This is a genomic window from uncultured Campylobacter sp., assembly GCF_938039205.1.
Classification (GTDB): domain Bacteria; phylum Campylobacterota; class Campylobacteria; order Campylobacterales; family Campylobacteraceae; genus Campylobacter_A.
The window spans coordinates 1-21,320 of record NZ_CALHVM010000058.1 but is presented as its reverse complement, the minus strand read 5'-3'; the positions used below and the strand labels follow the sequence as shown (position 1 = coordinate 21,320).

Genomic DNA, 21,320 nt, shown 5'->3' with positions numbered 1-21,320 from the left:
CCGTTTTATTTATGAATTTAGCATTACTAAAATCGGTAGCAATCAAATCAAATTTGACGCCGTAGCAGGGACGTAAATTTGCCAAATTTACAGTCCTAATAGCTAGGCTAAATTTGCCAAACGGTTTGCCCAAGCGACCGATCAAATTTACTCAAAATTTAGCCGACGCAATTAGTTCAAATTTACGCCGAGCGATCTTATAAATTTACTTAAACGCCCTTTTGTATGAGTTTTCTATCAGTTCAGCGCACCCTAGCTCACTCATCGCAACCTGCGCGAAATTTGGATTTCGCAGCAGCTCTCTACCGTAGGCTACCGCGTCGCAAACGCCGCCTAACAGCAGCGCCTCGCCCTCAGATGCCTTTGTGATGAGCCCGACCGCGATTACGGGTATGCCAACCGCCTGTTTTACCGCCCTAGCGTAGCTCGCCTGATACAGCGGAGTAAACGCAGGCGCGCTATCCGTGCGCTCAAAAAATCCGCCCGCCGAGACGTGGATAAACGCCGCGCCCAAAGCCTCGAGCTCTTTTGCTAGCCGCACGCTATCCTCTAGACTCCAGTCGCCCTTCACCCAGCTATCCGCGCTTATGCGCACGCCGACGGGGATTTGCACCGCGGCTTTTATCTCGCTTAAAATTTCTTTTAAATATCTCGTACGATTTTCGAAGCTCCCGCCGTATTCGTCGTCTCGTAGATTGATCTCAGGCGAGAGAAATTCGCTGATTAGATAGCCGTGCGCGGCGTGGATCTCGGTCGCGGCGTATCCTGCACGCTCGGCTCTGATCGCGGCATCGACGAAAGCTTGCTTGACCGAGACAATGTCCTCTACGCTCATTTGTTTCGGCGTTTTGTAACTCTCGCTAAATTTTACCGCGCTAGGTGCGATCAGATCCTCACACTCGCTTTTTCTGCCAGCGTGCGCGAGCTGGACGGCCATTGTGGCGCCGTATTTGACACACTCCTTGACGAGCCTGGCGTGCGCCTCCTGCTGTTCGTCGTTCCATAGCCCCAGATCGCGACTCGTGATCCTGCCTCTAGGCTCGACCGCCGTAGCTTCGACGATGATGAGCCCGACGCCTCCTAGCGCGCGAGCGGCGTAGTGCAAGCGGTGAAAGCACCTAGGTTGGCCGTTTTCGTTTTTGGCCTTATACATACACATCGGCGGCATGGCGACGCGGTTTTTGATCTGCAGATCGCCGATTTTTAGCGGCGTAAAAAGCAAGCTTTGCATGAGAAATCCTTTAAAGATTATTTGCGGTTATTTTAGGATATTTGTTTAAATTTATTTAGTTGAGTGCCAAATTTTAGCGACCACCCGCAAGCGGATGAGATTGTAAAAGCAAAAGCGTAAATCAACTATTATGTTAGTTCCCGTCAAATTTGAATTTACTTGCCGCCGTTAAAAATAGAAGCAAAGTACTCGTCTATGCCCATGCCGTTTTTTTCATCTGTTTTAGCCTTGGTTTTACGTCAGCATCTTGCCAAAGTATCGGCGGCAAGGCAAACATCACCCTATCAAGGCTAAATTTTCTCACGTCATCGCGCCAGCCATCCCAGCGGTAAAGCTTGTAAAATTTAGATATATCGCCGCAAAGCGCCCAGTACAAAAACTGCGAGTAGCCAAGCTGCGTCGCCGCTATCTGGCGCATAGTAAAAGACGTTGCCGGATTTGCCACAAAATGTGCCGCCGTTTATCGCGAAAAATCCGCCCAAAACATCGTCTGCCACGAGCAAATAGCTAGGCATCTGCCCAGACTCACTAAAGCTTTTGCCAAGATTAAAGCTGTAAATTCCGCGATTTATCCGCTCGCAGCCAGAACCAAGCACGCGCAGCCAACCGCTCTCTATCACAACGCCACCGCACCCATAAACAAGCGCTCCCATCGGCGAGCGTGTAGTGACCTGAAGCCCCAAAAGCTCGCTTTGAGCCCTGTCCTAGTCACGCGGTAAAATCTCATAGCCATTTTTGGCCTCTTTTAGCCACTCTTCTATTAGCGCCCGGCCCCGGCTCATTTGTGTCTATAAGCTCGCCTAAAGCCCTCATCGCGCGCCATTTGGGTCAAATTTGATGAAATTTAAAAGAAGGATTTGGCGAGTCGCCCCGCCAAATTTATATTAGTAGATTACTTTGCGTCCCAAGCTAGGATCGTGTTACCCTCGGCGTCGGTGGCCACGTCGCCCATGCCCATGATGTTGTAGCCGCAGTCGACGTAGTGCACCTCGCCGGTCACACCGCTAGCAAGGTCGCTAAGCAGATACATAGCACTGTTACCGACATCATGCGTCGTGACGTTGCGTTTTAGTGGGCTGTTTACTTCGTTGTAGCGTAAAATCATCCTAAAGTCGCCGATTCCGCTTGCCGCAAGCGTTTTGATCGGGCCCGCAGAGATCGCATTTACGCGGATATTTCTAGCGCCAAGATCGTGAGCGAGGTAGCGCACTGAGCTTTCAAGAGCCGCTTTTGCGACGCCCATGACGTTGTAGTGAGGCACGAATTTCGGCCCGCCAAGATATGTGAGCGTAAGCACCGAGCCGCCCTCTTTTAGCACCGGAAGCACCGCGCGTGTGAGGCTTAGCAGCGAATACACGCTCGTACCCATCGCGATATCAAAGGCTTCTTTTGTAGTGTTTACAAACTCGCCCTCTAGCGCTTCTTTAGGCGCATAGGCTACCGCATGCACGACGAAATCTATCTCGCCAAGGTCTGCTTTGATACGATCCGCAAGACCGTCTAGGTGAGCTTGGTTATTTACGTCTAGCTCGTAGACGAATTTACTACCAAACTCCTCCGCGATCGGCTCTACGCGTTTTTTTAGCGCGTCATTTAGGTAGGTAAAGGCCATCTGCGCACCCTGCGCGTGACAAGCTTCGGCGATGCCGTAAGCGATAGATTTGGCGTTAGCGACGCCGACGATGAGGCCCTTTTTTCCTTTTAAAATCATTATTTCTCCTTTCTATTTTTGCTTGGCTTTTGAGCGCTTTTTGACGCTTTTATTAAAATTTTGCTCGGCAGACCATCCGTCTAGCCTACGCAAAATTTTAATAAAAGCCCCAAAAATCATCTCAAAATCCTACGCAATTTGACATAAAATTTTTGCAATTCAAATTTAAAACCAAATTTGATAGCGGCAGTATCGCGAAGCTAGACTAGGCGGCTTAAAATTTTGCGACGGGAGTTACCATATTAGGCAATGACCGAGCAAAATTTTAAGACAATGAAGTATAGCGATGCGAGACAACGCGTATAAGCTCTAAAAACTTCGACGCGTCCCAGCTCGCCGTACCCACTAGTACTCCATCGCAGTTTTTAATCCCCGAGATCCCACCGATATTTGCGGCATTGACGCTGCCACCATAAAGTAGCGGTGCGCTCGTCTGCTCGCGGATAAAATTCAAAATCTCCTCGATCTGCTCCGCGCTCGCGCTCCTGCCCGTGCCTATTGCCCAGATCGGCTCGTAGGCGATCAGCAGCCGCTCGTAGCCAAGGTCGATATTTTTTAGCTGCTCAGCCAAAAACTCCTTCGTGCGACCCGCTTCGTTCACGCTCAAATTTTCGCCGATGCAGTAAATGATCTGCCAGCCCGCCTTTGCGGCGAAGTCAAATTTAGCGCGCAAGAGATCCTCGCTCTCGCCAAGCTCTCGCCGTTCGGAGTGTCCGATCAGCACGCTTTTTACGCCAAATTCGTCCAGCATCGCCTTGCCGATCTCGCCTGTGTGAGCGCCGCTTTCGCACGGGTAGAAATTTTGAGCGCCGAGTTTAAATTTATGAGTCGCAAGATCAAGCGCGCTAAAGGGCGGAAACACCGTCACGTCGTCGTTTGCGCTTAAATTTGCGTCTAAAATTTGGGCGTACTCTTTAAAGCTCGCTCTTGTGTGATTGCACTTTAAATTTGCTAAAAACCTCACTCCGCAGCCTTTCTAAGCGGTTTTATGCCGGGTAGCTCCTTACCCTCGATAAGCTCCAGACTCGCGCCGCCGCCTGTTGAGATAAAGGTCATCTCGTCGGCGTCTCCCGCGCGCTCTACGACGTCGGCCGTATCGCCGCCGCCAACGACGGTAGTCGCGTGAGTGTCGATGATTGCGTGGCTCATTTTGATGCTGCCCTTGCTAAATTTATCCATCTCAAAAACCCCCATCGGCCCGTTCCACCAGATGGTTTGCGCGTCGGCGATGACCTCTTTAAAGAGCCTAATCGATGCCGGTCCGATATCTAGCCCCATCCAGCCGCTAGGTATTTCTTGAGCTGGGACGAATTTTACAGCGCTTTCAGCCGAAAAGGTCTGAGCCGCGACGACGTCCACCGGCAGGTAAATTTTAACGCCAAGCTCCCTGCCCTTGCGCAAAATTTCGCGCGCATCGCCCAAGAGATCTTCTTCGAGTAGCGAGTTTCCGATATTTTCGCCGAGCGATTTAAGAAACGTAAACGCCATACCGCCGCCGATTATCAGCTTATCCACGCGCGGAAGCAGGTTGTGTAGAGCCTGCAGCTTGCCGCTAACCTTACTACCCCCAACGACCGCGACGAACGGACGCGCAGGGTGTTTGATGAGATTTTGGGCGAAATTTATCTCTTTTTGCAGTAAAAATCCCGCCGCTTTATGTTTCTCGTCGTAAAATTTAGTGATCGCCTCGACCGAGCTGTGCGCCCTGTGGCAGACGCCAAACGCGTCATTGATGTAAAATTCGCCGTATTTAGCGAGCTCGCCGGCTAGCGCCTCGTCGTTTTTGGTTTCGCCTTTTTCAAAGCGCAAATTTTCAAGAAGTAAAATTTCGCCAGGCTTTAGCGCGGCGGCTTTAGTTTTGGCGTCCGCTCCGATGACGTCCTCGGCAAAAATCACGTCTCTATCAAGTAGCCTAGAAAGCCTCTTTGCCACGCCTCGTAGCGAAAATTTCTCCTCAAAGCCGTTTTTCGGTCGTCCTAGGTGACTAGCTAAAACCACGCTGCAGCCGTTATCTAGGCAGTAGCGGATAGTTGGGATCGCTGAGCGGATCCTGCGGTCATCAGTGATGTTTAAAAACTCGTCCATCGGCACGTTAAAATCGCACCTTACAAATACCTTCGCGCCGCTAAGCTCAAGATCGTTGATCGATAAAATTTCACTCATTTTTCACCCTTTAAATTTACTTCGTAGCCACGATCTTAGCTAGATCGACGAGTCTTGTCGAGTAGCCCCACTCGTTGTCATACCACGCAAAGACCTTCACCATATCATCGGCGATGACCTGCGTAGTGTCGCTGGCTACGATGCTGCTGTATGCGCTCGTGCAAAAGTCGCTGCTAACTCTATAATCGTCATCGACAAACAAAATTCCCTTTAAATTTGACTCCGCAGCCGTTCTAAACGCCTCGTTTATCTCCTCTTTGCTAGCCGGTCTTTTCAAAACTGCCGTTAGATCGACCATCGAGACGTTCGCGACCGGTACGCGGACGGCTTGGCCGTGCATCTTGCCGTTTAGCTCAGGAAGTACTTTTGCGATAGCTTTGGCGGCTCCAGTGGTCGTAGGCCCGATATTTAGGGCTGCAGCGCGCGAACGGCGGAAGTCTTTAGCCTTCACGTCAACCAAGCTTTGGCCGTTCGTATAGGCGTGGATCGTGGTCATGAGCCCTTTTACGATGCCAAATTTATCGTTTAGTACTTTTGCGACGGGAGCTAGGCCGTTTGTCGTGCAGCTTGCGTTTGAGACGATCGCTTCGCCTGCGTATTTATCGTCGTTTACGCCGACTACAAAGGTCGCCGTGTCGTCTTTTGCAGGAGCGCTCATGACGACTTTTTTGACGCCGCGAGCTAGATAGGGCTCGCATTTTTCGGCGGTTAAAAACTTGCCCGTACACTCCAAAACCACGTCTGCGCCGTAGTCTGCGTAGCTAAGCTCGTTTAGATCTCTTGTTGAAAAAACTCTTATCTTTTTGCCGTTTACTTCTATAAATTCGTCGCTTATCACCTTAACGTCTTGCTTAAATTCGCCGTGCACGCTGTCGTATTTGAGCAGATAGCGCGTCATGTCGCGCGTCGCCGTGTCGTTGATAGCGACAAGATCAACGTCGTCTCGCTCTAAAATAATACGAGCAGCGCACCTGCCGATACGTCCAAAACCGTTGATCGCGATTTTTACCATGTTTAGCTCCTTGTGCTAGATTTTCCGGTCGCTTTAGGGCGCGCGGAAAGGTTATTTTCATACTTTTTAGCTTTTGCGCGTTAAATTTACCAGCCTCAACCGATGCCGAGCGCGTAAATTTAAGCCGCTCTAAAGCCCGCCTTTGCAAATTTGGCCCTTGCTTGCTTGCCAAAAAACGAGCCTTGCGAGCCCAAAAATCCCCAAATTTTACAAAATCTCCATTTAATTTGCGCTTTATCGGCGAATTTTTTGATTTTCAACCAATTTTCACTTCAAATTCGCTAAACTGCACCGAAATTTTAAAGGCAAATTTATGAAAATCGCGCTTTTTGGCGGTAGTTTCGACCCGCCTCATCTCGGGCACGACGCCGCCGTTAAAGCCGCGTTAGAGCAGCTAGACGCGGACAAGCTCATCATCATGCCGACTTTTATCAGCCCGTTTAAGAGCGAGTTTTCCGCTCCGCCGCTGCTTCGGCTAAAGTGGGCGAACGAGGCTTGGGGCGCGCTGACAAAAGTCTGCGTGAGCGACTACGAGATCGCGCAAAATCGTCCCGTACCGACGATAGAAAGCGTGCGTCATATACGGCAAATTTACGCTATGAGCGAGCTTTACCTCATCATCGGCGCCGATCATCTAGCAAGCCTAGATAAATGGCACGAGATAGACGAGCTCTTTAAGCTAGCGACCTTCGTCGTAGCTAGCCGCGGCGACGTAGTCGTGCCTGAAAATTTTAAAATTTTAAGCATAAATGCGCCCGTTTCGTCATCGCAAATCAGGCAAAATTTGGACAAAAGCCTGATGATACCGTGCATAGCGGACGAGGCGGCGAAATTTTACCAAGGAAAAACATGCAAGAAAGAATAGAACGAATCATCAAAATCCTAGACGCCAAGAAGGCCGAAGCCATCGAGGCTATCGACATGAGCGGGCGCGAATACATCGCAAAATGCGTCATCATCGCTACCACGATGGGCGAACGTCACGCCTACTCGCTAACGGACGACCTAAAAGAGGGACTAAAGGACGAGGGCGAGCAGTTTTTAGGCATAGAAAGCTCCGGCGACTGGGTCGTGATCGATCTAGGCGACATCCTCATCCACCTCATGAGCGCGCAGTACCGCGCCAAATACAACATCGAAGAGTTTTTAAGCAAGCTAAAAGAGGTAAAAGCTTAAGCTAAATTTAGCTCGCCGCGCCAGTAGCGTCAAATTTGCCTAAAGCGCAAAGCGGACGGTAAATTTGACCAAAGCCGCCGTTTTAACGCTAAGATTTGCCCGATCTTGCAAGCGGCGTGCTTGATTATTTTAGTCAAAAGCCGACATCGCAGGCTTTTGCTTTTATTTTAAAAAAGTCAAATTTGAAGCGGACGTCGTCAAATTTAGCGACTTTTCAAACCCATACTGCAAAGACTGGCGGCACGAACTGGAATTTAAATTTGACCGCTCATAGTTTATGGACGAGCTTAATAAGATCACCTCTATCATAAACTCCCAAATTTCTTAAATCCAAATTTACGTGCCCAGACAACTATCTTTTTGATGTGACAAATCGAGTCAAATTTTACCCTAATCGCTTGACGGCGCAAAGCTCGCAAATTTAACTGGCGTAACAAAAATAAAACTAAAAACCTACGCTAAATTTCTCCTGACCGTAAAATCTCCAGCAGAAAAAATCCAAAAGCTAAATAAAATTAAAAATTATCTTGCGAAATTTAACTTTTAAGAGGGCGAGCAAAAAGGAAAATTTGCGATCAAATTTGGCGCCAAAGCCGGCAAGATGGGTTTTGCAACCTTGAATTTCGCCCGAAAATTTAACACAGAGCCGATAGTGAGCGGGGTACAAAACACGAATTAGACGCGTTTTACTGCGCTTTGGTTTTACAAAAACTGGCAAAAAGGAGCTAAATTTGAACTTTTTAATACGCAAAAGCAACCGATTTTAGCGCGCTACGGTCAAGGCAGTTTTAGCGCCGAAATTTAAAAGCCGACTACCGCGAGTTTTCCCTACTTTTTTAGCGATTATTTTATAAATTAAAAGCCTGCCTTAAATCTATTTTTTATATAATCAACCAAAGTCAAGATAAAGGATGCTTATGTTTAGAAAAACTTTTGTTTTATTGGTTGCGCTCTTTACGGCGCATTTGTTTGCGGGCGACGCGTACTTGCACACGAGCGAGTCAGCCCAAAAAGGCGTAGCGCAGGCTCAAATCGCGCTTCCAAAAAATGTCACGGGCGGCGATATTTACGTCGGACTTTTTAAAGATGCCCCAAAGACGCAAGCCAAAGCGCCGGTCGTAGTTTTCCTGCACGGCTCATCTGGTATCAACAACAAAATAGGCCTTGACAAATGGCAAGAGTGGCTAGCAAAAGAGGGCATAGCAAGCTTTATGTTTGATAGCATGGCCCTAGAAAACAGGATAACCTACAAATCTCCGGCAGATAAGGAGATTTACGAAAAGGTCCATTCGCTACGCTCTAGCGAAATCAAAATCGCCTTGGAAGCGCTAAAAAACACTGAATGGGCGGATACGAGCAAGCTATTTTTAGCCGGCACCAGCGAAGGCGCGGTGGCTGTAGCCAGATACGAGGGCAATGACTTTTTGGGCAAGGTTATAAACTCTTGGTCGTGCGAGGAGAATTACTTTGTAAAAGAACATAAAACGGCGCTTAGCGATACGCCGGTTTTAAATTTAGTAAGCGATCAGGATAAATATTTTTCTCAAAAAAATAGCTATCTGGGCAACGAAAACGCCACCGGAAACTGCGCCGCAGCCTACGGCGACAAGAAAAATGCGATAGTTTTGCTCTTACCTAATGCTCCGCACACGCTCATAAATTTGCCAGCCGCGCGCTTTGCGACCGTTTCTTTTATCAAAAGCATACTTGAGGGCACGTTTGACACCGATACGGTCGGCGAGTAACAACTGATAAATTTGCGGCGACGAGGTCTATAAATTTTGTCGCCGCACTTTTTACCGACTCGTAAATTTGAGCCGAATTTTAGCGGTCTCGCGGCAAAAATACTTCGTTTTATATTTTTTGTATTCAAATTTAGTAAATTTGTTTTAAATTTTAGCATTTAAAATTTGAGTCAAATTTTGCAAATCTTAGCTCCGCATTTTATTTGCCAAGACCGGCATTTTAAAAACGTTAAAATTTGAGCCGCTATGCCGCGCGTCTCTTACCACCGATAAATTTTATCCTCATAAGCGATCAGTCTAAATTCCTCTTTGTGGTTGCCGTTGCCGATCGTGTGGCTGTCTTGGCCCGCGCCGAGGCGTAGTTTATGTAGCCTGCCGCCGTATGTACCCACAAAAAGCACGCTACCGTCCTCGCTTAGAGCCATAGACTTTATCGTACCGCCCAGATAGTGGTGCCAAATTTTACGCCCGTCCTTGCCGACTGCTTTTATGTAGCCGTATGCGTCGCCGAGGATATAAAAGTCCCGCGTCGCTACGCCCGCGTAAACCCTCATCGCATCGTCGATCAGCGTGAAATTTTTCTCGCCATCTTCGTCATACGAATAAGCCTCAACATCCACCCCTTGCTTTAGAGCCGCCCTGTCCACGCCGATCGTGACGCCGTTGCAGAAGTGGCAGGAGTTCGCTATAAGCTGAGTATCGTCCGCGCTAAATAGACAAAAGTGCGGATACGAGCTCTGCGCGCCGATGCTGCCGAGCCGCTCGCCCTCGCTATCCATCAGGACGTGATCGTCGCACTGCTCGCCGGCGACGATGAGAGCGTTGTCGTTTGATAGCGCCGCGTTAGCCATGTCGATATAGAGTGCAGCGTTGCCGTCATCGTCCTCGTAGAGCTGCCCGTCCTCATAGATCGGATGGATGAGCTTCGCGCCGCTTTGCGAGATCAAAAATATCCCGTCGTGGCAGCTCAAAAGCACCTTGCTACCGTCGTTGAAAGGTAAAATTTCAGCCTCGTCGTATGTCAGCTCCACGTCGTGGCTAAATTTCGCGATAGGCTCGCCGCCACCCTTGCCGTCGTAGCCTTTTATGAGCTCTATCTCGCCTCTCCTAAGAAGGGCGTAAATTTCGTTTCGTTTGGATTTGCCCACCGTAATGACGCCCTCTGCGATAACGCTAACGTGCTCACCTTCTAGCAGATATAGCTTCTTACGCCAGCCTTCAGGCTCGCTTTGAGAGACGATAAAAAGGACGTTCTCGCTGCGCAAAGCACAAATTTGATCGACATTGCCTAGCTTGTCTCCTATTTTATCCTTTTCGCCAGCGTTGCCCGCTTCATCCTCGCACCCCTCAAAGATAATGTTTGAGGGCGGAAAATCAGCTCTAAATTTCACCGTTTCGCCCCGTTCATTAGCCTCCTTTAGTAGCGCAAAAACCGCCTCGCAAAGCTGCGTCATACCCTCGCGCTCATCGACCAGATCTTCGCCCTTGTAGGCGTCCCAGCCGTGAACCTCCGCAAACGCCACCATATCGTTTACGGCCTTGGCATATTTCTCGCCCTTTTCATTCCACTCTTTTTGCCACTCCGCCTTAAGCGCCTCGTAGTCCAAGTTTTCATTGATTTTCCTTAGGTTTGTTGTCCGCTTTTTCGCTGCGATTCGCGAAATTTTAACCAAGACCGCTAAAGCTAAATTTAACGTCTCTAAAGCTAGCAAATTTAGCGCAGCTAATCAGCAAATTTGCCATCAACCCAAGCTTGCCGAATTTAAGACGCGCAAATTTGAGCGCAAAACCAGCCTCGTCCGCCTACTAGCTCCGCCAGAGCTTTTCTACCTGTGCGGCGTCCTCGTCCGCGAGCTCAAAGCCGAAAATATCGATATTTTCAAGCAATCGCTCCTTGCTATCGGAGTTTACTACCGCGCAAACCCCGTGTTGTACGAGCCAGCGCAAGATGATTTGTGACCGCGTTTTGCCGTATTTTTCGCTGATTTGCGCAAGCGCAGGCTCTTTTAGCTCTTCGCCGGGTTCATATAGCAGCTGCACTTGCACGTCATGGTCGGTCACCTTGCCGTGCGCAACAAAGCGCCGCAGATAGGAGTGCGCAGGCGTCTGATAAACCGCGGGTTTAACTTCGCTGCCTTGCGCGATTTTGGCTAAATTTTCGGCCCCGAATTCTCCAGGGTAATCGCAAATGCCGATCGACGCCGCAAGTCCCTCACGGTAAAGCCGCTGTAAAACGTGCCAAGCAAGGCTAACATCGCCCGCCCCTGCGTGCAGCAAAAGTAAATCAACGTAGTCGGTATTTAGTTTTTTCAGCGAGTGCTCAAAGCTTTTTATCATGCCGCTTTCATCGCCGTTTTGAGCACCGAGCGCGCTTTGGATAAATAGCTGTCCGCGCTCTAAGCTGCTAGCCGCAAATGCAACAGCTGCGCCCTCCTCGCCCCCGTCCGTATCGATCAGGCGGTAGCCTAGCCCAAGAGCCGTCCCCCAGCGCGTTTTTGTCTTTCAAACCATCAAATTTAGCTGCGCTAAGTCCAATGATCGGCATCAAAATTCTATTATTTAGCGTGAGGTATGGCGTCATAGCCGCAAACTTTTCGCCGAGATTTTTCGCGCCGCTTAGATCTACGCCGTCCGTCAAATTTGCCGCGCCGATCTCGCCGATCTGCTGGGCAAACAAATTCACTCCCGCGGCAAGACCCGCCGCGCAGGTCGCCGCGCCCTTTATGAAGTCCCTTCTTTGCATTTTCGCTCCATTTTTGATTTTATCGATTGCTTGGCTAAATTTAAATTTGCAAAACAAAAGGCACCGCCGCGCCCAAATTTATTTAAAATCACGGAAATCTAAAATTTACTTGCGACAAACGACATCCGAAAGGCCGCATTTAAATTTATCCAAATATGCCCGAGTAGAAATTTCGCGCTCGCCAAACGCAGTCCAGGGCTAAAAAGTCAAATTCAGATCTCAAACGCGCAGGAGCTTGGCTGTCCGCCCTCAAATCCCTTTTTAAACCACGTCATACGCTGCTTTGACGAGCCGTGCGTGAACGAGTCTGGCGTCACGCGGCCTTGGTATTTTTTCTGTAGCGCATCGTCGCCTATCGCGCTCGCGGCATTTAGCGCCTCCTCGATGTCGCCGTCTTCTAGCACCTTGTAGCGCCCCATGTAGTGCGCCCAGACACCCGCATAGCAGTCGGCCTGCAGCTCGACCTTGACTTGCAGCGCATTTTGCTCTACCGGGCTTTTCGTGCGCGATTTTAGCTCGTTTACCTTACCGAGCGTGCCTAGTAAATTTTGCACGTGATGCCCGATCTCGTGGGCGATCACGTATGCCTGCGCGAAGTCGCCCGCGGCCTTGTATTTGGCCTCTAGCTCGTCAAAAAAGCTAAGATCAAGATAGACTTTTTTATCCGCGGGGCAGTAAAAAGGCCCCATCTGCGAGCTAGCCGTGCCGCACGCACTAGAAACGCCGTCTCTAAAAAGCACTAAGCTAGGCTCTTTGTACTGCGCGCCGCCCGCCTTAAACACCTTACTCCACACGTCCTCGGTCTGCGCCAGCACGGCTGAAACAAAGGAAACCTTTTCTTTCTCCTGCGGGCTATCTAGCGCCGCCCTTTGAGTGCCCGCGCCACCGCCATCAAGTAGCGCGAGAGGGTTAAAGCCCATAAAATACGCGACCGCGCCGATAACTAGCACCACGCGGCCAATGTTTGAGCCCAGCAAAAATCTGATAATCGGTATGAGTGCGCCCAGCGACCCCATGCTGTTTACGCTGTTTTGCCGTCTATCCTCGACGTTGTCGCTTCGTCTGCTGTCTTGCCATCTCATTTTTTACTCTTTCGTTTTGGATTTTTTCTTAAATTTAGCCGCGGGTTGCGCTGTTTTCTTGTCACTTGGTGCTAAATTTAGGGCATATTTTAGCGACTATTTATAAATTTATCGCTTTAGCCCGCCATTTCGCTCAAATTTGACGCGGTAAATTTGATGGTAAAAGTTGAGTTTAAACAAAGCAAAACGGCACGGCGCAAAATAAGCCCACATAGCCGAGCCGTCAAATTTGAAGTTTTAAATTTAAAATCTAGCTCTAAACCGATCCAAAATTCGCCCCAAAATTCTTGACAGCAAGATCCCAAAAACTATACCGATGCCGTCTGCGACGATATCTAGTAGGCTAAAATAGCGATTTGGCACAAACGACTGCATGATCTCTATCTGGATACCGTATGCTAGCAAAATAGCAAACTTTGCACCCAAATTTAGCCTACAAAAGCCAAAATGCAAAGTAACGTAAAGCGCGGCGAATGCAATGAAGTGATTTGCTTTATCCCAGCTGTTTTCGACGAGTTTTATCTGCGCTGGCGTGAGGGCTAGGTACTCTATCGATATCAAAAATATAAAGAAAAGTGCGGCGGAAATTTTGGAAAGATTCATGGATTTTAAGGGGTTGTTTTTAAACAAGAAGCGCCGGTTAGCGCTTCTAAATTTATTAAATTTAACTCTTACATCTTATCTTTTGCAGCGATACCAATTAGACCTAGAGCCGTTTTTATCGAGAGTGCGACGACGGCGAAAAGCTTTAAAAGCTCGTCTTCGTTTTCGCTGCCTACGACGCGATTTTCGTTGTAAAATTTATGAAAATTCGCCGCCAAGCTCTTTAGGTAGTCGCAAATTTTATTTACCGCGCGCGTGTTAAAACTATCGACTAAGATATCGTTTAGCGTGAGCGCCTCAAATAGCAAATTCTTGCCGTCTTCGTTCAAATTTGCAAATTTAACGCTCGCGACATCGGCGACGTTTTTGCCCGCTTTTGCGAAGATTTGATTGATCCTGGCGTGCGCGTAATTGATATAAAATATCGGGTTTGAGCTATCCTCGCGCTTTAGTTCATCCACGTCAAACTCCAGATGCGTGTCGCAGCGCTTGCTAAGGAATATAAATCTAAGCGCCTCGTAGCCGATCTCCTCGACCACGTCGCTCATCAGCACGACGTTGCCCGCGCGCTTGCTCATCTTGTAGGCTTCGCCATCTTTTAGCAGGCTCACCATCTGCGAAAGTATGATTTCAAGGCGGTTTTCGTCGTATCCAAGCAGATGCAGCGCCGCCTTCATACGTGCGATGTAGCCGTGGTGGTCGGCGCCCCAGATGTTGATGCAGCGGTCAAATCCGCGCCTAAATTTATCGTCGTGATATACCACGTCGCCGGCTAGATAGGTGCCGCGACCGTCCTCGCGCACGATGACACGGTCTTTTTCGTCGCCGACTTCGCTTGATTTTAGCCAGATTTTACCCTCGCTCTCGTATATGCCGTTCTCGCTTTTTAGGCGTTCTAGCGTGAGAGGGAGCTTGTCATAGTAGCTCTTTTCGCTGGCCCAGTTTTCGATGAAAATTTGCGCGTCGGCTAAATTTTGCTTGATCAAAACCAGCACCCTATCCTTGCCAAACTCGGCGAGTTCTAGATTTCGGCTCTCGTCGTAAAATATCTCTTTGCCGAATTTCTCTAGCGCTTCTTTTGCGATAGGCTCTATGTAGTCGCCGCGGTAAAATTTCTCCGGATACGCCACTCTCTCGCCGAATAAATTTTCGCGCGCCCAAAGCGATATGGACGTTCCTAGAAGCTCGATTTGATTGCCTGCGTCGTTGATGTAGTATTCAGTCGAGATATTTTCGCCGATATGAAGCCCGACGCGAGCTAACGTATCGCCGAAAACCGCACCCCTAACATGCCCGATGTGAAGCGGACCAGTCGGGTTTGCGCTGACGTACTCGAGCAAAATTTTCTCGCCGCTAGTTCCGCCGCCTTTTGCAAACTCGCTCGGATTTGCAAGGCTAGCCGAGGCAAATTTATCCAAAAATGCAGGCTTTAGTTTAAAATTTATATAGCCGTTTAGCGCCGTTGCCTCGAAAACTTCGCTATTTTCAAATTTAGACGCTAGCTCGGCGGCTATTGCTACGGGGGATTTTTTGAGCTGTTTTGCCAAACTAAAAGTAGGCATCGCGTAGTGCGCCAAGCCCTTATCTTTTGGCTTCTCCAGCGCAAAGTCAAAGTCCACGACGCCTTTTATTTCGTTTATTACGCTTTTTTTCAACGCCTTTCCTTACGCGTTTTTAGCCGTATCTTCAGTCTTTGCGGCGGTTGCGGTTTCTTCTTTTTTCTCTTCTACTTTTTCTACGTTCTCGGCTTTTTTATCATCTTCCATTTCTGATTTGAAGCTCTTTATTCCCTTACCTAGGCCTTTTGCGAGCTCAGGGATCTTTTTCGCTCCAAAAAGCAAGACCACGATAAGTAAAATAATAAGCAATTGTTGGACGCTTGGACCCATTTTTTCTCCTTTTAATTTTCGTTATATTAGCATAATTTTATCAATTATTCCATTTGTTAATAATCTCTTTTGCGTCTAAATTTGACGTTTTTAGGCGCATCGAGCGCAAAATCCCGCGCAAATTTTCATAGCAGTTTTGCAAGTCGTCGTTTATCAAAAAATAATCGTACTCTAAGATATGCTCCATCTCGCCGACCGCATTTATCAGCCGTTTTTCGATGGTTTCCGCGCTATCGGTGCCGCGATTTTGCAACCTTGATTTTAGCTCGTTTTTGCTAGCTGTCGTGATAAAAACGGAGGTAATATTTTGGGCAAATTTTGATTTTGCGATATTAAAACCCTGCACGTCGATATCAAAAATGGCAATTTTGCCCTCTTCAAGCGCGTTTAAAACGGGCTTTAGCGATGTGCCGTAGTAGTTGCCGTGCACGCACGCCCACTCCAAAAACTCATCCGCGTCTATACCTTTTTTAAACTCGTCTTCGCTTGTAAAATAATAATTCACGCCATCGGTCTCGCCCTGCCTCGGCACTCTTGTTGTGCTTGATATCGAAAAATAAAGATCGTTTTCCTCTTTTAAAAGACGGTTTAAAAGTGTGCTTTTTCCGCTACCGCTGGGGCCGGAGATAATTAAAATTTGCCCCTTCAACTACTTTTCCTCAAAGCTTATATTGATTTTTATGTTGAGATTTTTTAGAGCCTCTCGGAGCTCGCCGTCTTGCAGCGAATTTTCTAGATTTTTAGCCACAGCGTCTGAAATTTGAGCCTTAAGCTCGTCTATTTTTGAGGCCGTTTGAGATTTGTGCAAGCCTAAATCCGCCGCTTCGCCGCTCTCAAATCCGCTCTCGTTAAGCGCTAAAGCCATATCTTTTTCGCTGATTTGCTCGATGTCGCCATACTCGCTCGGATCAATCTGCGGCTCTATTTCAGGCTCGTTTTGCATGGCTTCGGACTCACTGATTTCTTGTGCGTCTTGCTCGAGATTTATTTCCGTCTCGCTTTGATCGTCTGCGGCAAAAATATCATCCGCAAGCTCGTCATCTAAAACATCTTGCGTCAAATTTGCTTCGCTCTCAAAATCCTCTTTCTCTTCCTCGCCCGCTAAGTCCATATCGTCTAGCAAAAACTCATCGCCCAAGGCGCTATTTTTGACCTGCACCTCTTGCTCGTCGGGCTCGTCGGATTTCATATCCATATCGGCAAAGATATCCTCTTGCTCCTCAGCTTCTTCTATTGCAAATTTATCGTCATCTTCCGCTTGTTCAAGGCTTTGCAGAGCTTCACGCTCGTCCGCACTATCCATATCGACAAACTTGGCCATATCAGGCTCGTCCGCCGTTTCAAATTTAGCATCCAAAGGCTCATCGTCTGTATCCAAATTTTCTGACAGCTCGTCCATCTTGTCTATTTCGTCGATTTGATGCTTGATATCCTCGATACTACCGTCAAAATCAAGCTCAAATTTATCATCAATCTCTTCATGCTTGTCTTCGCCATCTACAACAAGCTCTGCCGTGCCGAGTTCAGGCTCGTCGGCCATCTCCAATTTGCCACCAAGAAGCTCATCCGGCGCATCTATATCCGCAGAAAGATCGTCAAATTTATCGTCTTTTGCAGCGATTTCAAACTCATCAAACTCCGTCGGCTCATCGTCCGCATCGTCTAAATCCAGCTCATTGCCTTCGAGCTTTTCGCTTAGCTCATCCATATCGTCGATAGCCTTTACGATCTCGTTTAACTCGTCAAAGGCGCTATCTTTACCAGACGCCGCTTGCGAAATATCGTCAAACTCGTCGTCTAGCCTAAGCTCGCCCGGATCCAGCTCCATGATCTCGTCTTCAAAGACGTCTTCGGCCGGATCGTCCATAAACTCAAACCCTTTGACTGAGATCTCGTCGGTTTCGTCTTTTGCCGCAGCAGCAGGCTCGGCGCTCTTTGTTTTACTCGCCAGATCCTCCACGATAGTGATAAATTCCGTCGGCAAAAACGGCTTTGGCAGTATCCTGTCGGCATTTTCAAAGGTCGGAGAATTTTTAGAAGAAAGGTATAAAATTTTATTTGCGAATTCTTTTAGGTTCATCTCTTTTACGTCGATATCGCTATCCAAGATAAGCACGTCAAAAACGCCGCTAAGCTCGCTGGCGTCGCCGATCTCGACGTATTCGTAACCCATTTTGCTAAGAGCCAGCGTCGCCAAGCGCGATACTGCGGGATTGGCGTTTACAAGAACGATTTTCACGAATTCTCCTTTTTATACCTAAAAAACGTATTTTAAAACATTTTCCATTACTTCAAGCTTAGTTTTAGAAAAATAGCGACGGAAGATCGTTGATAACGCGAAGCACGAGCTGCCTAAAAAGCTCCATCATGCCCGCTAGTATAGCGATCAGCACGGCAAAGCCAATCGTGATCTTGATCGGATAGCCAACGACCAGTAGGTTAAACTGCGGCATCGTCTTCATCAACATACCGAAAATCAAATCAGAAAGCAGCGAAAGCGCCAAAATCGGGAAGGAAATGATAAATCCAAAAGTAAATAAATTTATCATGGACTTTGAGGCGTACTGCACTATATCGGGACTCGGGTAAAAGCCGCCTAACGGAACGTGCGTAAGCGAATTTGAGATAAAAAGCAGGATAAGATGATGCCCGTCAAAGGCCAAAAAAGTCATAAGAGCGAGGAAATTTATGATATTTGAGATAACTGGCGAGCTAAGGCCGGTCTGTGGGTCCAGCACCGAAGCCATCGAAAAGCCCATGATCATCGATATCTGCTCGCCAGCTAACTGCAAACTGGCAAAAACGATGTGAAGCAGCAGTCCTGCGCAAACTCCCAGCGCCGCCTCGCTCACGATATCTACGGCTAGATAGTAAATCTCGCCACTTTTGATACTGGCAAGCGGAAATAAAAATAGCGTTAGCAGAAACGAAAACGCAGTCTTGACGCTCATAGGGATCTGCTCATGCCCGTAAAACGGGAAAAACAGCATCAGCCCGCCTATACGCGCAAACAGCAACATAAAAGTGATGACGCGCTCGGGCGCAAAAAACTCGACTAGCTCCACCTGACTCTTTCGTTTTAAATTTAAATGCCGTTATTTTAGGGTTAAATCCTTGAAAATTCGGTAAATTTAAAAGCCAAATGAAAACGTGCGGAAATTTTAGCTAGATTAGGCGCGGTAAATGCTGCTTTGAGCGCTAAAATTATACACGCAGTTGCCCATTTTAAAATTCAGGCGGTTTAAATTTATCGACCGCTTTAAATTTTTGTTTTTGGGTTAAATTTTAGTTTTGCGGCACGGCAAGCTGTAGGCGTTCGTTTTTATGTTTTGTCGGTTGCCGAAGTCGAAATTAGGCTTGTCGCGGCAATTTTAACAAGTCGCTATGTCTTGCGAACACAAAACCTCTTACGATAAATTTGACTTAAAAATAGCTCACAAATTTGAGCTTAAATTTTAAGCCATAAATTTGGCAAATCGTTGCTGCAAAAATATTCAAATAGCTTCGGGAGAAATTAAAGAGAATTTTTTGTCTTCGAGGCGATAAACCTCGTCGCATTTTTGCGCAAGCTCGTTGTCGTGAGTGACCAAAACCAGCGCCGCATCGTTTGCTTTGATGTAGTTAAACAGCGTTTGCATCACTTCGTTTGCGGTCTGCTTGTCTAAATTTCCCGTCGGCTCGTCCGCAAATATCACGCGAGGTTTTTTGCAAAGCACTCTAGCGATCGAGACGCGTTGCTGCTGCCCGCCGCTTAGCTCGCCTACTTTTTGGTTCATTACGCCGTCTATTTTTAAATTTGCCAAAATTTCATCGTCGATCTTTTGCGCGGATAAAACGGAGGCTAGCTCGATATTTTCGTGCGCGCTAAAGCCTTTAAAAAGATAGTGCGCCTGGAAAATAATACCAAAATCAAATCTACGAATGCGTAAAAGCTCGTTTGCAGGTAAGTCGTAAAGCGACTTGCCGCCGTAGATAACTTCGCCGTTTTTGGGTCGTAAAAGAGTAGAAAGTATATGGAGTATGGTTGATTTGCCGCAGCCGCTAACGCCCGTTATAGCGCAGCTGCCGCCGGCATTGACGCTTAAATTTACATTCTCAAAGAGCGTATAATCATACGCAAAGCCTAGATTTACGCCCTTTAAGATTTCCATAAATTTAGCCTATTTGCGCCGCAACCTCGGCCGCAAAGTCTTCGTTTTTCTTCTCTAAGCCTTCACCAAGCTCGAAGCGAACGTATTTTACTACTTCGATCTTGCCGCCTAGCTCTTTGCCTTTTTCTTCAACGACTTGCTCAATAGTTTTTTTATCGTCCATTACGTAAAACTGTCCAAGCAGCGTAAGGCGCTGATCTAAAACGGTGTTGTCGGCGTAAAATCTCTCGATCTTGCCAGGGATGATTTTATCCCAAATTTTCTCGGGTTTACCTTCAGCTTTTAGCTCTTCTTCGATGGCTTTCGTAGCTTTAGCAAGCTCTGCATCGCCTATTTGGCAGCGGCTAGCATACTCTGGGATGTGATGAAGCGGCTTGCCTAGGCGTTTTAGCTCTTCATTGTCTTTTTCGAGCTCAGCACGAAGTGCGATAAATTCCTTCTCGACAAAATCTTTATCAAGGTCTTTATAGCTGATTACGCTTGGTTTCATAGCAGCTGCGTGCATGCACAAATTTCTTGCAAATTCAGCCGCTTTGTTTGCGATTTCAGCGCTTTCGCAAGCTAGGCCGATCAGTACGCCTACGCGGCCGTTTGAGTGCACATAGCCGTTTACTACGCCTTTGTCGTCCGCTTTTATAGTCTCAAAGCGGCGAACGACCAAATTTTCGCCGATAGTAGCGATCTGGGTTTTAAAATAATCCTCAAATTTAACGCCGTTGATAACGCTTGCGTTTAGGCTCTCGACGTCTTTTATCAAATTTGTTTGGATGTGCGCCGTAGTGTCTTTTGTCAAATTTTGAAACTGAGCGTTTTTAGCGACGAAATCAGTCTCAGAGTTTATCTCGCTGATAGTCGCGGTTTTGCAGTGATCGCAAACAACAACGCTCACAAGACCCTCGCTAGCTAGGCGGTCAGCCTTTTTAGCGGCCTGACCTAGACCTTTTTCGCGCAATATATCAACGGCTTTTTCCATGTCGCCGTTAGCTTCGGCTAGCGCCTTTTTGCAGTCCATCATTCCCGCTCCGGTTGATTCGCGGAGCTCTTTTACCATTTGTGCGCTGATTTCCATTACTCTTCGTCCTCGCTGAAGTCCTCTGAGAAGTCTTCGCTCGCAGCCTCGTTTACGACTGCGTCTTTTTCGGCTTGACTTACAGCCTCTTTGCCTTCTTCTTGCTCGCCGCCGTCTTTTTCAAGCTGAGAGCGTCCCTCGATGATAGCCTCGGCCATCTCTTGGCAGAAAAGCTGAACCGAGCGGATCGCGTCGTCGTTGCCAGGGATCGGGAAGTCGATAACGTCAGGATCGCAGTTTGTATCGATCGGAGCTACGACAGGGATTTTTAGGCGGTTAGCCTCTTGGACGGCGATTTTTTCTTTTACCGTGTCGATGACGAAAATCATATCAGGCACGGTTTTTAGGTTTCTGATACCGCCTAGAGACGCTAGAAGCTTCTCTTTTTTGCGGCGAAGCATTAGCGCTTCTTTTTTAGTTAGTAAATTTATAGAGCCGTCTTCTTCCATAGCCTCGATTACTTCGAGTTTGCGGATAGATTGGCGGATAGTGCCGAAGTTTGTCATCATGCCGCCTAGCCAGCGGTGATTTACGTACGGCATGCCGCATTTTTCAGCATACTCTTTTAGAGTTGCGCCAGCTTGCTTTTTAGTACCTACGAAAAGTATAGTTTTACCCTCTGCAGCCGCGTCGCGAACGACATTATAAGTGTAGCGGAAGTAGCGGATAGTTTTTTGTAGATCTATGATATAGATACCTTTTCTCTCGCCGAAAATGAATTTTTTCATCTTCGGATTCCATCTGC

Annotated in this window: 24 protein-coding genes; 3 read left to right on the top strand and 21 right to left on the bottom strand. The window is 47.8% G+C overall.

The features are described from left to right. Positions 1-205 precede the first annotated feature (205 nt). The 7 genes from Q0394_RS09100 to gap all read right to left on the bottom strand — a co-directional run bounded on the left by Q0394_RS09100 (position 206) and on the right by gap (position 6,117). The gene (locus tag Q0394_RS09100) at positions 206-1,231 is read right to left on the bottom strand and encodes an NADH:flavin oxidoreductase/NADH oxidase (protein WP_298947001.1); all 1,026 of its coding nucleotides are present in this window, start codon (positions 1,229-1,231) and stop codon (positions 206-208) included. 193 nt (positions 1,232-1,424) lie between these two features. Beyond that, positions 1,425-1,607 carry a DUF2625 family protein gene (locus tag Q0394_RS09095; RefSeq protein WP_298947000.1) on the bottom strand — a complete coding sequence of 61 codons (183 nt, stop codon included), beginning with the start codon at positions 1,605-1,607 and terminating at the stop codon, positions 1,425-1,427. After that, positions 1,576-1,914 carry a DUF2625 family protein gene (locus Q0394_RS09090; protein ID WP_298946997.1) on the bottom strand — a complete coding sequence of 113 codons (339 nt, stop codon included), beginning with the start codon at positions 1,912-1,914 and terminating at the stop codon, positions 1,576-1,578. Before Q0394_RS09090 ends, Q0394_RS09095 begins: the two co-directional genes overlap by 32 nt. Before the next feature lie 209 nt (positions 1,915-2,123). Then, positions 2,124-2,942 carry an enoyl-ACP reductase FabI gene (gene fabI, locus Q0394_RS09085; RefSeq protein WP_298946994.1) on the bottom strand — a complete coding sequence of 273 codons (819 nt, stop codon included), beginning with the start codon at positions 2,940-2,942 and terminating at the stop codon, positions 2,124-2,126. 265 nt (positions 2,943-3,207) lie between these two features. Next, positions 3,208-3,906 (bottom strand): triose-phosphate isomerase, encoded by a 699-nt coding sequence (locus tag Q0394_RS09080; protein ID WP_298946992.1) that lies wholly within the window; start codon positions 3,904-3,906, stop codon positions 3,208-3,210. Beyond that, positions 3,903-5,105 (bottom strand): phosphoglycerate kinase, encoded by a 1,203-nt coding sequence (locus Q0394_RS09075; protein WP_298946985.1) that lies wholly within the window; start codon positions 5,103-5,105, stop codon positions 3,903-3,905. Before Q0394_RS09075 ends, Q0394_RS09080 begins: the two co-directional genes overlap by 4 nt. Positions 5,106-5,121: 16 nt before the next feature. Further along, positions 5,122-6,117 carry a type I glyceraldehyde-3-phosphate dehydrogenase gene (gene gap, locus Q0394_RS09070; protein WP_298946982.1) on the bottom strand — a complete coding sequence of 332 codons (996 nt, stop codon included), beginning with the start codon at positions 6,115-6,117 and terminating at the stop codon, positions 5,122-5,124. Between the two features lie 313 nt (positions 6,118-6,430). Here gap and nadD point away from each other — a divergent pair, with 313 nt between their 5' ends. Both nadD and rsfS read left to right on the top strand, forming a co-directional pair. Then, positions 6,431-6,982 (top strand): nicotinate (nicotinamide) nucleotide adenylyltransferase, encoded by a 552-nt coding sequence (gene nadD, locus Q0394_RS09065; RefSeq protein ID WP_298946980.1) that lies wholly within the window; start codon positions 6,431-6,433, stop codon positions 6,980-6,982. Further along, positions 6,967-7,293, top strand: coding sequence for a ribosome silencing factor (rsfS, locus tag Q0394_RS09060; protein WP_002952699.1), 327 nt, complete (start codon positions 6,967-6,969; stop codon positions 7,291-7,293). The genes nadD and rsfS overlap by 16 nt, the downstream gene beginning before the upstream one ends. A 162-nt stretch (positions 7,294-7,455) precedes the next feature. Here the strand turns inward: rsfS and Q0394_RS09055 are convergent, their stop codons facing one another. Then, positions 7,456-7,602: a hypothetical protein gene (locus Q0394_RS09055; protein WP_298946979.1), complete on the bottom strand. Its 147-nt coding sequence runs from the start codon at positions 7,600-7,602 to the stop codon at positions 7,456-7,458. A 608-nt stretch (positions 7,603-8,210) separates the two neighbouring features. On the opposite strand from Q0394_RS09055, the gene Q0394_RS09050 reads away from it, so the two are divergent. Next, positions 8,211-9,038 (top strand): alpha/beta hydrolase, encoded by an 828-nt coding sequence (locus tag Q0394_RS09050; protein WP_298946977.1) that lies wholly within the window; start codon positions 8,211-8,213, stop codon positions 9,036-9,038. Positions 9,039-9,298: 260 nt separating this feature from the next. On the opposite strand, the gene Q0394_RS09045 is transcribed toward Q0394_RS09050, so the two are convergent. The 13 genes from Q0394_RS09045 to rpsB all read right to left on the bottom strand — a co-directional run. Next, a complete protein-coding gene (locus Q0394_RS09045; RefSeq protein WP_298946971.1) occupies positions 9,299-10,645 on the bottom strand; it encodes a hypothetical protein in 1,347 nt (448 codons plus the stop codon). 199 nt (positions 10,646-10,844) lie between these two features. Next, a complete protein-coding gene (locus tag Q0394_RS09040) occupies positions 10,845-11,492 on the bottom strand; it encodes an aldo/keto reductase (protein WP_366115938.1) in 648 nt (215 codons plus the stop codon). After that, on the bottom strand, positions 11,443-11,781 hold the full coding sequence (locus tag Q0394_RS09035; protein ID WP_298946969.1) for a twin-arginine translocation signal domain-containing protein: 339 nt from the start codon (positions 11,779-11,781) through the stop codon (positions 11,443-11,445). The genes Q0394_RS09040 and Q0394_RS09035 overlap by 50 nt, the downstream gene beginning before the upstream one ends. Positions 11,782-11,993: 212 nt before the next feature. After that, positions 11,994-12,863 carry a neutral zinc metallopeptidase gene (locus tag Q0394_RS09030; RefSeq protein ID WP_298946968.1) on the bottom strand — a complete coding sequence of 290 codons (870 nt, stop codon included), beginning with the start codon at positions 12,861-12,863 and terminating at the stop codon, positions 11,994-11,996. 243 nt (positions 12,864-13,106) lie between these two features. Next, positions 13,107-13,466 (bottom strand): VanZ family protein, encoded by a 360-nt coding sequence (locus Q0394_RS09025; RefSeq protein ID WP_298947262.1) that lies wholly within the window; start codon positions 13,464-13,466, stop codon positions 13,107-13,109. Positions 13,467-13,534: 68 nt separating this feature from the next. Beyond that, on the bottom strand, positions 13,535-15,121 hold the full coding sequence (argS, locus tag Q0394_RS09020; protein WP_298946966.1) for an arginine--tRNA ligase: 1,587 nt from the start codon (positions 15,119-15,121) through the stop codon (positions 13,535-13,537). 9 nt (positions 15,122-15,130) lie between these two features. After that, positions 15,131-15,355, bottom strand: coding sequence for a twin-arginine translocase TatA/TatE family subunit (locus Q0394_RS09015; RefSeq protein WP_002952710.1), 225 nt, complete (start codon positions 15,353-15,355; stop codon positions 15,131-15,133). Between the two features lie 40 nt (positions 15,356-15,395). Beyond that, entirely contained in the window at positions 15,396-16,004 is a 609-nt protein-coding gene (gmk, locus tag Q0394_RS09010; RefSeq protein WP_298789944.1) for a guanylate kinase, read from the bottom strand. After that, on the bottom strand, positions 16,005-17,594 hold the full coding sequence (locus Q0394_RS09005) for a saccharopine dehydrogenase (protein ID WP_298789946.1): 1,590 nt from the start codon (positions 17,592-17,594) through the stop codon (positions 16,005-16,007). A gap of 64 nt (positions 17,595-17,658) precedes the next feature. Beyond that, positions 17,659-18,420: a flagellar biosynthetic protein FliR gene (gene fliR / locus Q0394_RS09000; RefSeq protein WP_298946962.1), complete on the bottom strand. Its 762-nt coding sequence runs from the start codon at positions 18,418-18,420 to the stop codon at positions 17,659-17,661. Between the two features lie 429 nt (positions 18,421-18,849). Continuing rightward, positions 18,850-19,506, bottom strand: coding sequence for an ABC transporter ATP-binding protein (locus tag Q0394_RS08995; protein WP_298057567.1), 657 nt, complete (start codon positions 19,504-19,506; stop codon positions 18,850-18,852). Between the two features lie 4 nt (positions 19,507-19,510). After that, the gene (tsf, locus tag Q0394_RS08990; protein ID WP_297940000.1) at positions 19,511-20,575 is read right to left on the bottom strand and encodes a translation elongation factor Ts; all 1,065 of its coding nucleotides are present in this window, start codon (positions 20,573-20,575) and stop codon (positions 19,511-19,513) included. After that, on the bottom strand, positions 20,575-21,320 hold a 746-nt coding region (gene rpsB, locus Q0394_RS08985; RefSeq protein ID WP_298946958.1), incomplete at its 5' end, for a 30S ribosomal protein S2. The genes tsf and rpsB, both read right to left, overlap by 1 nt.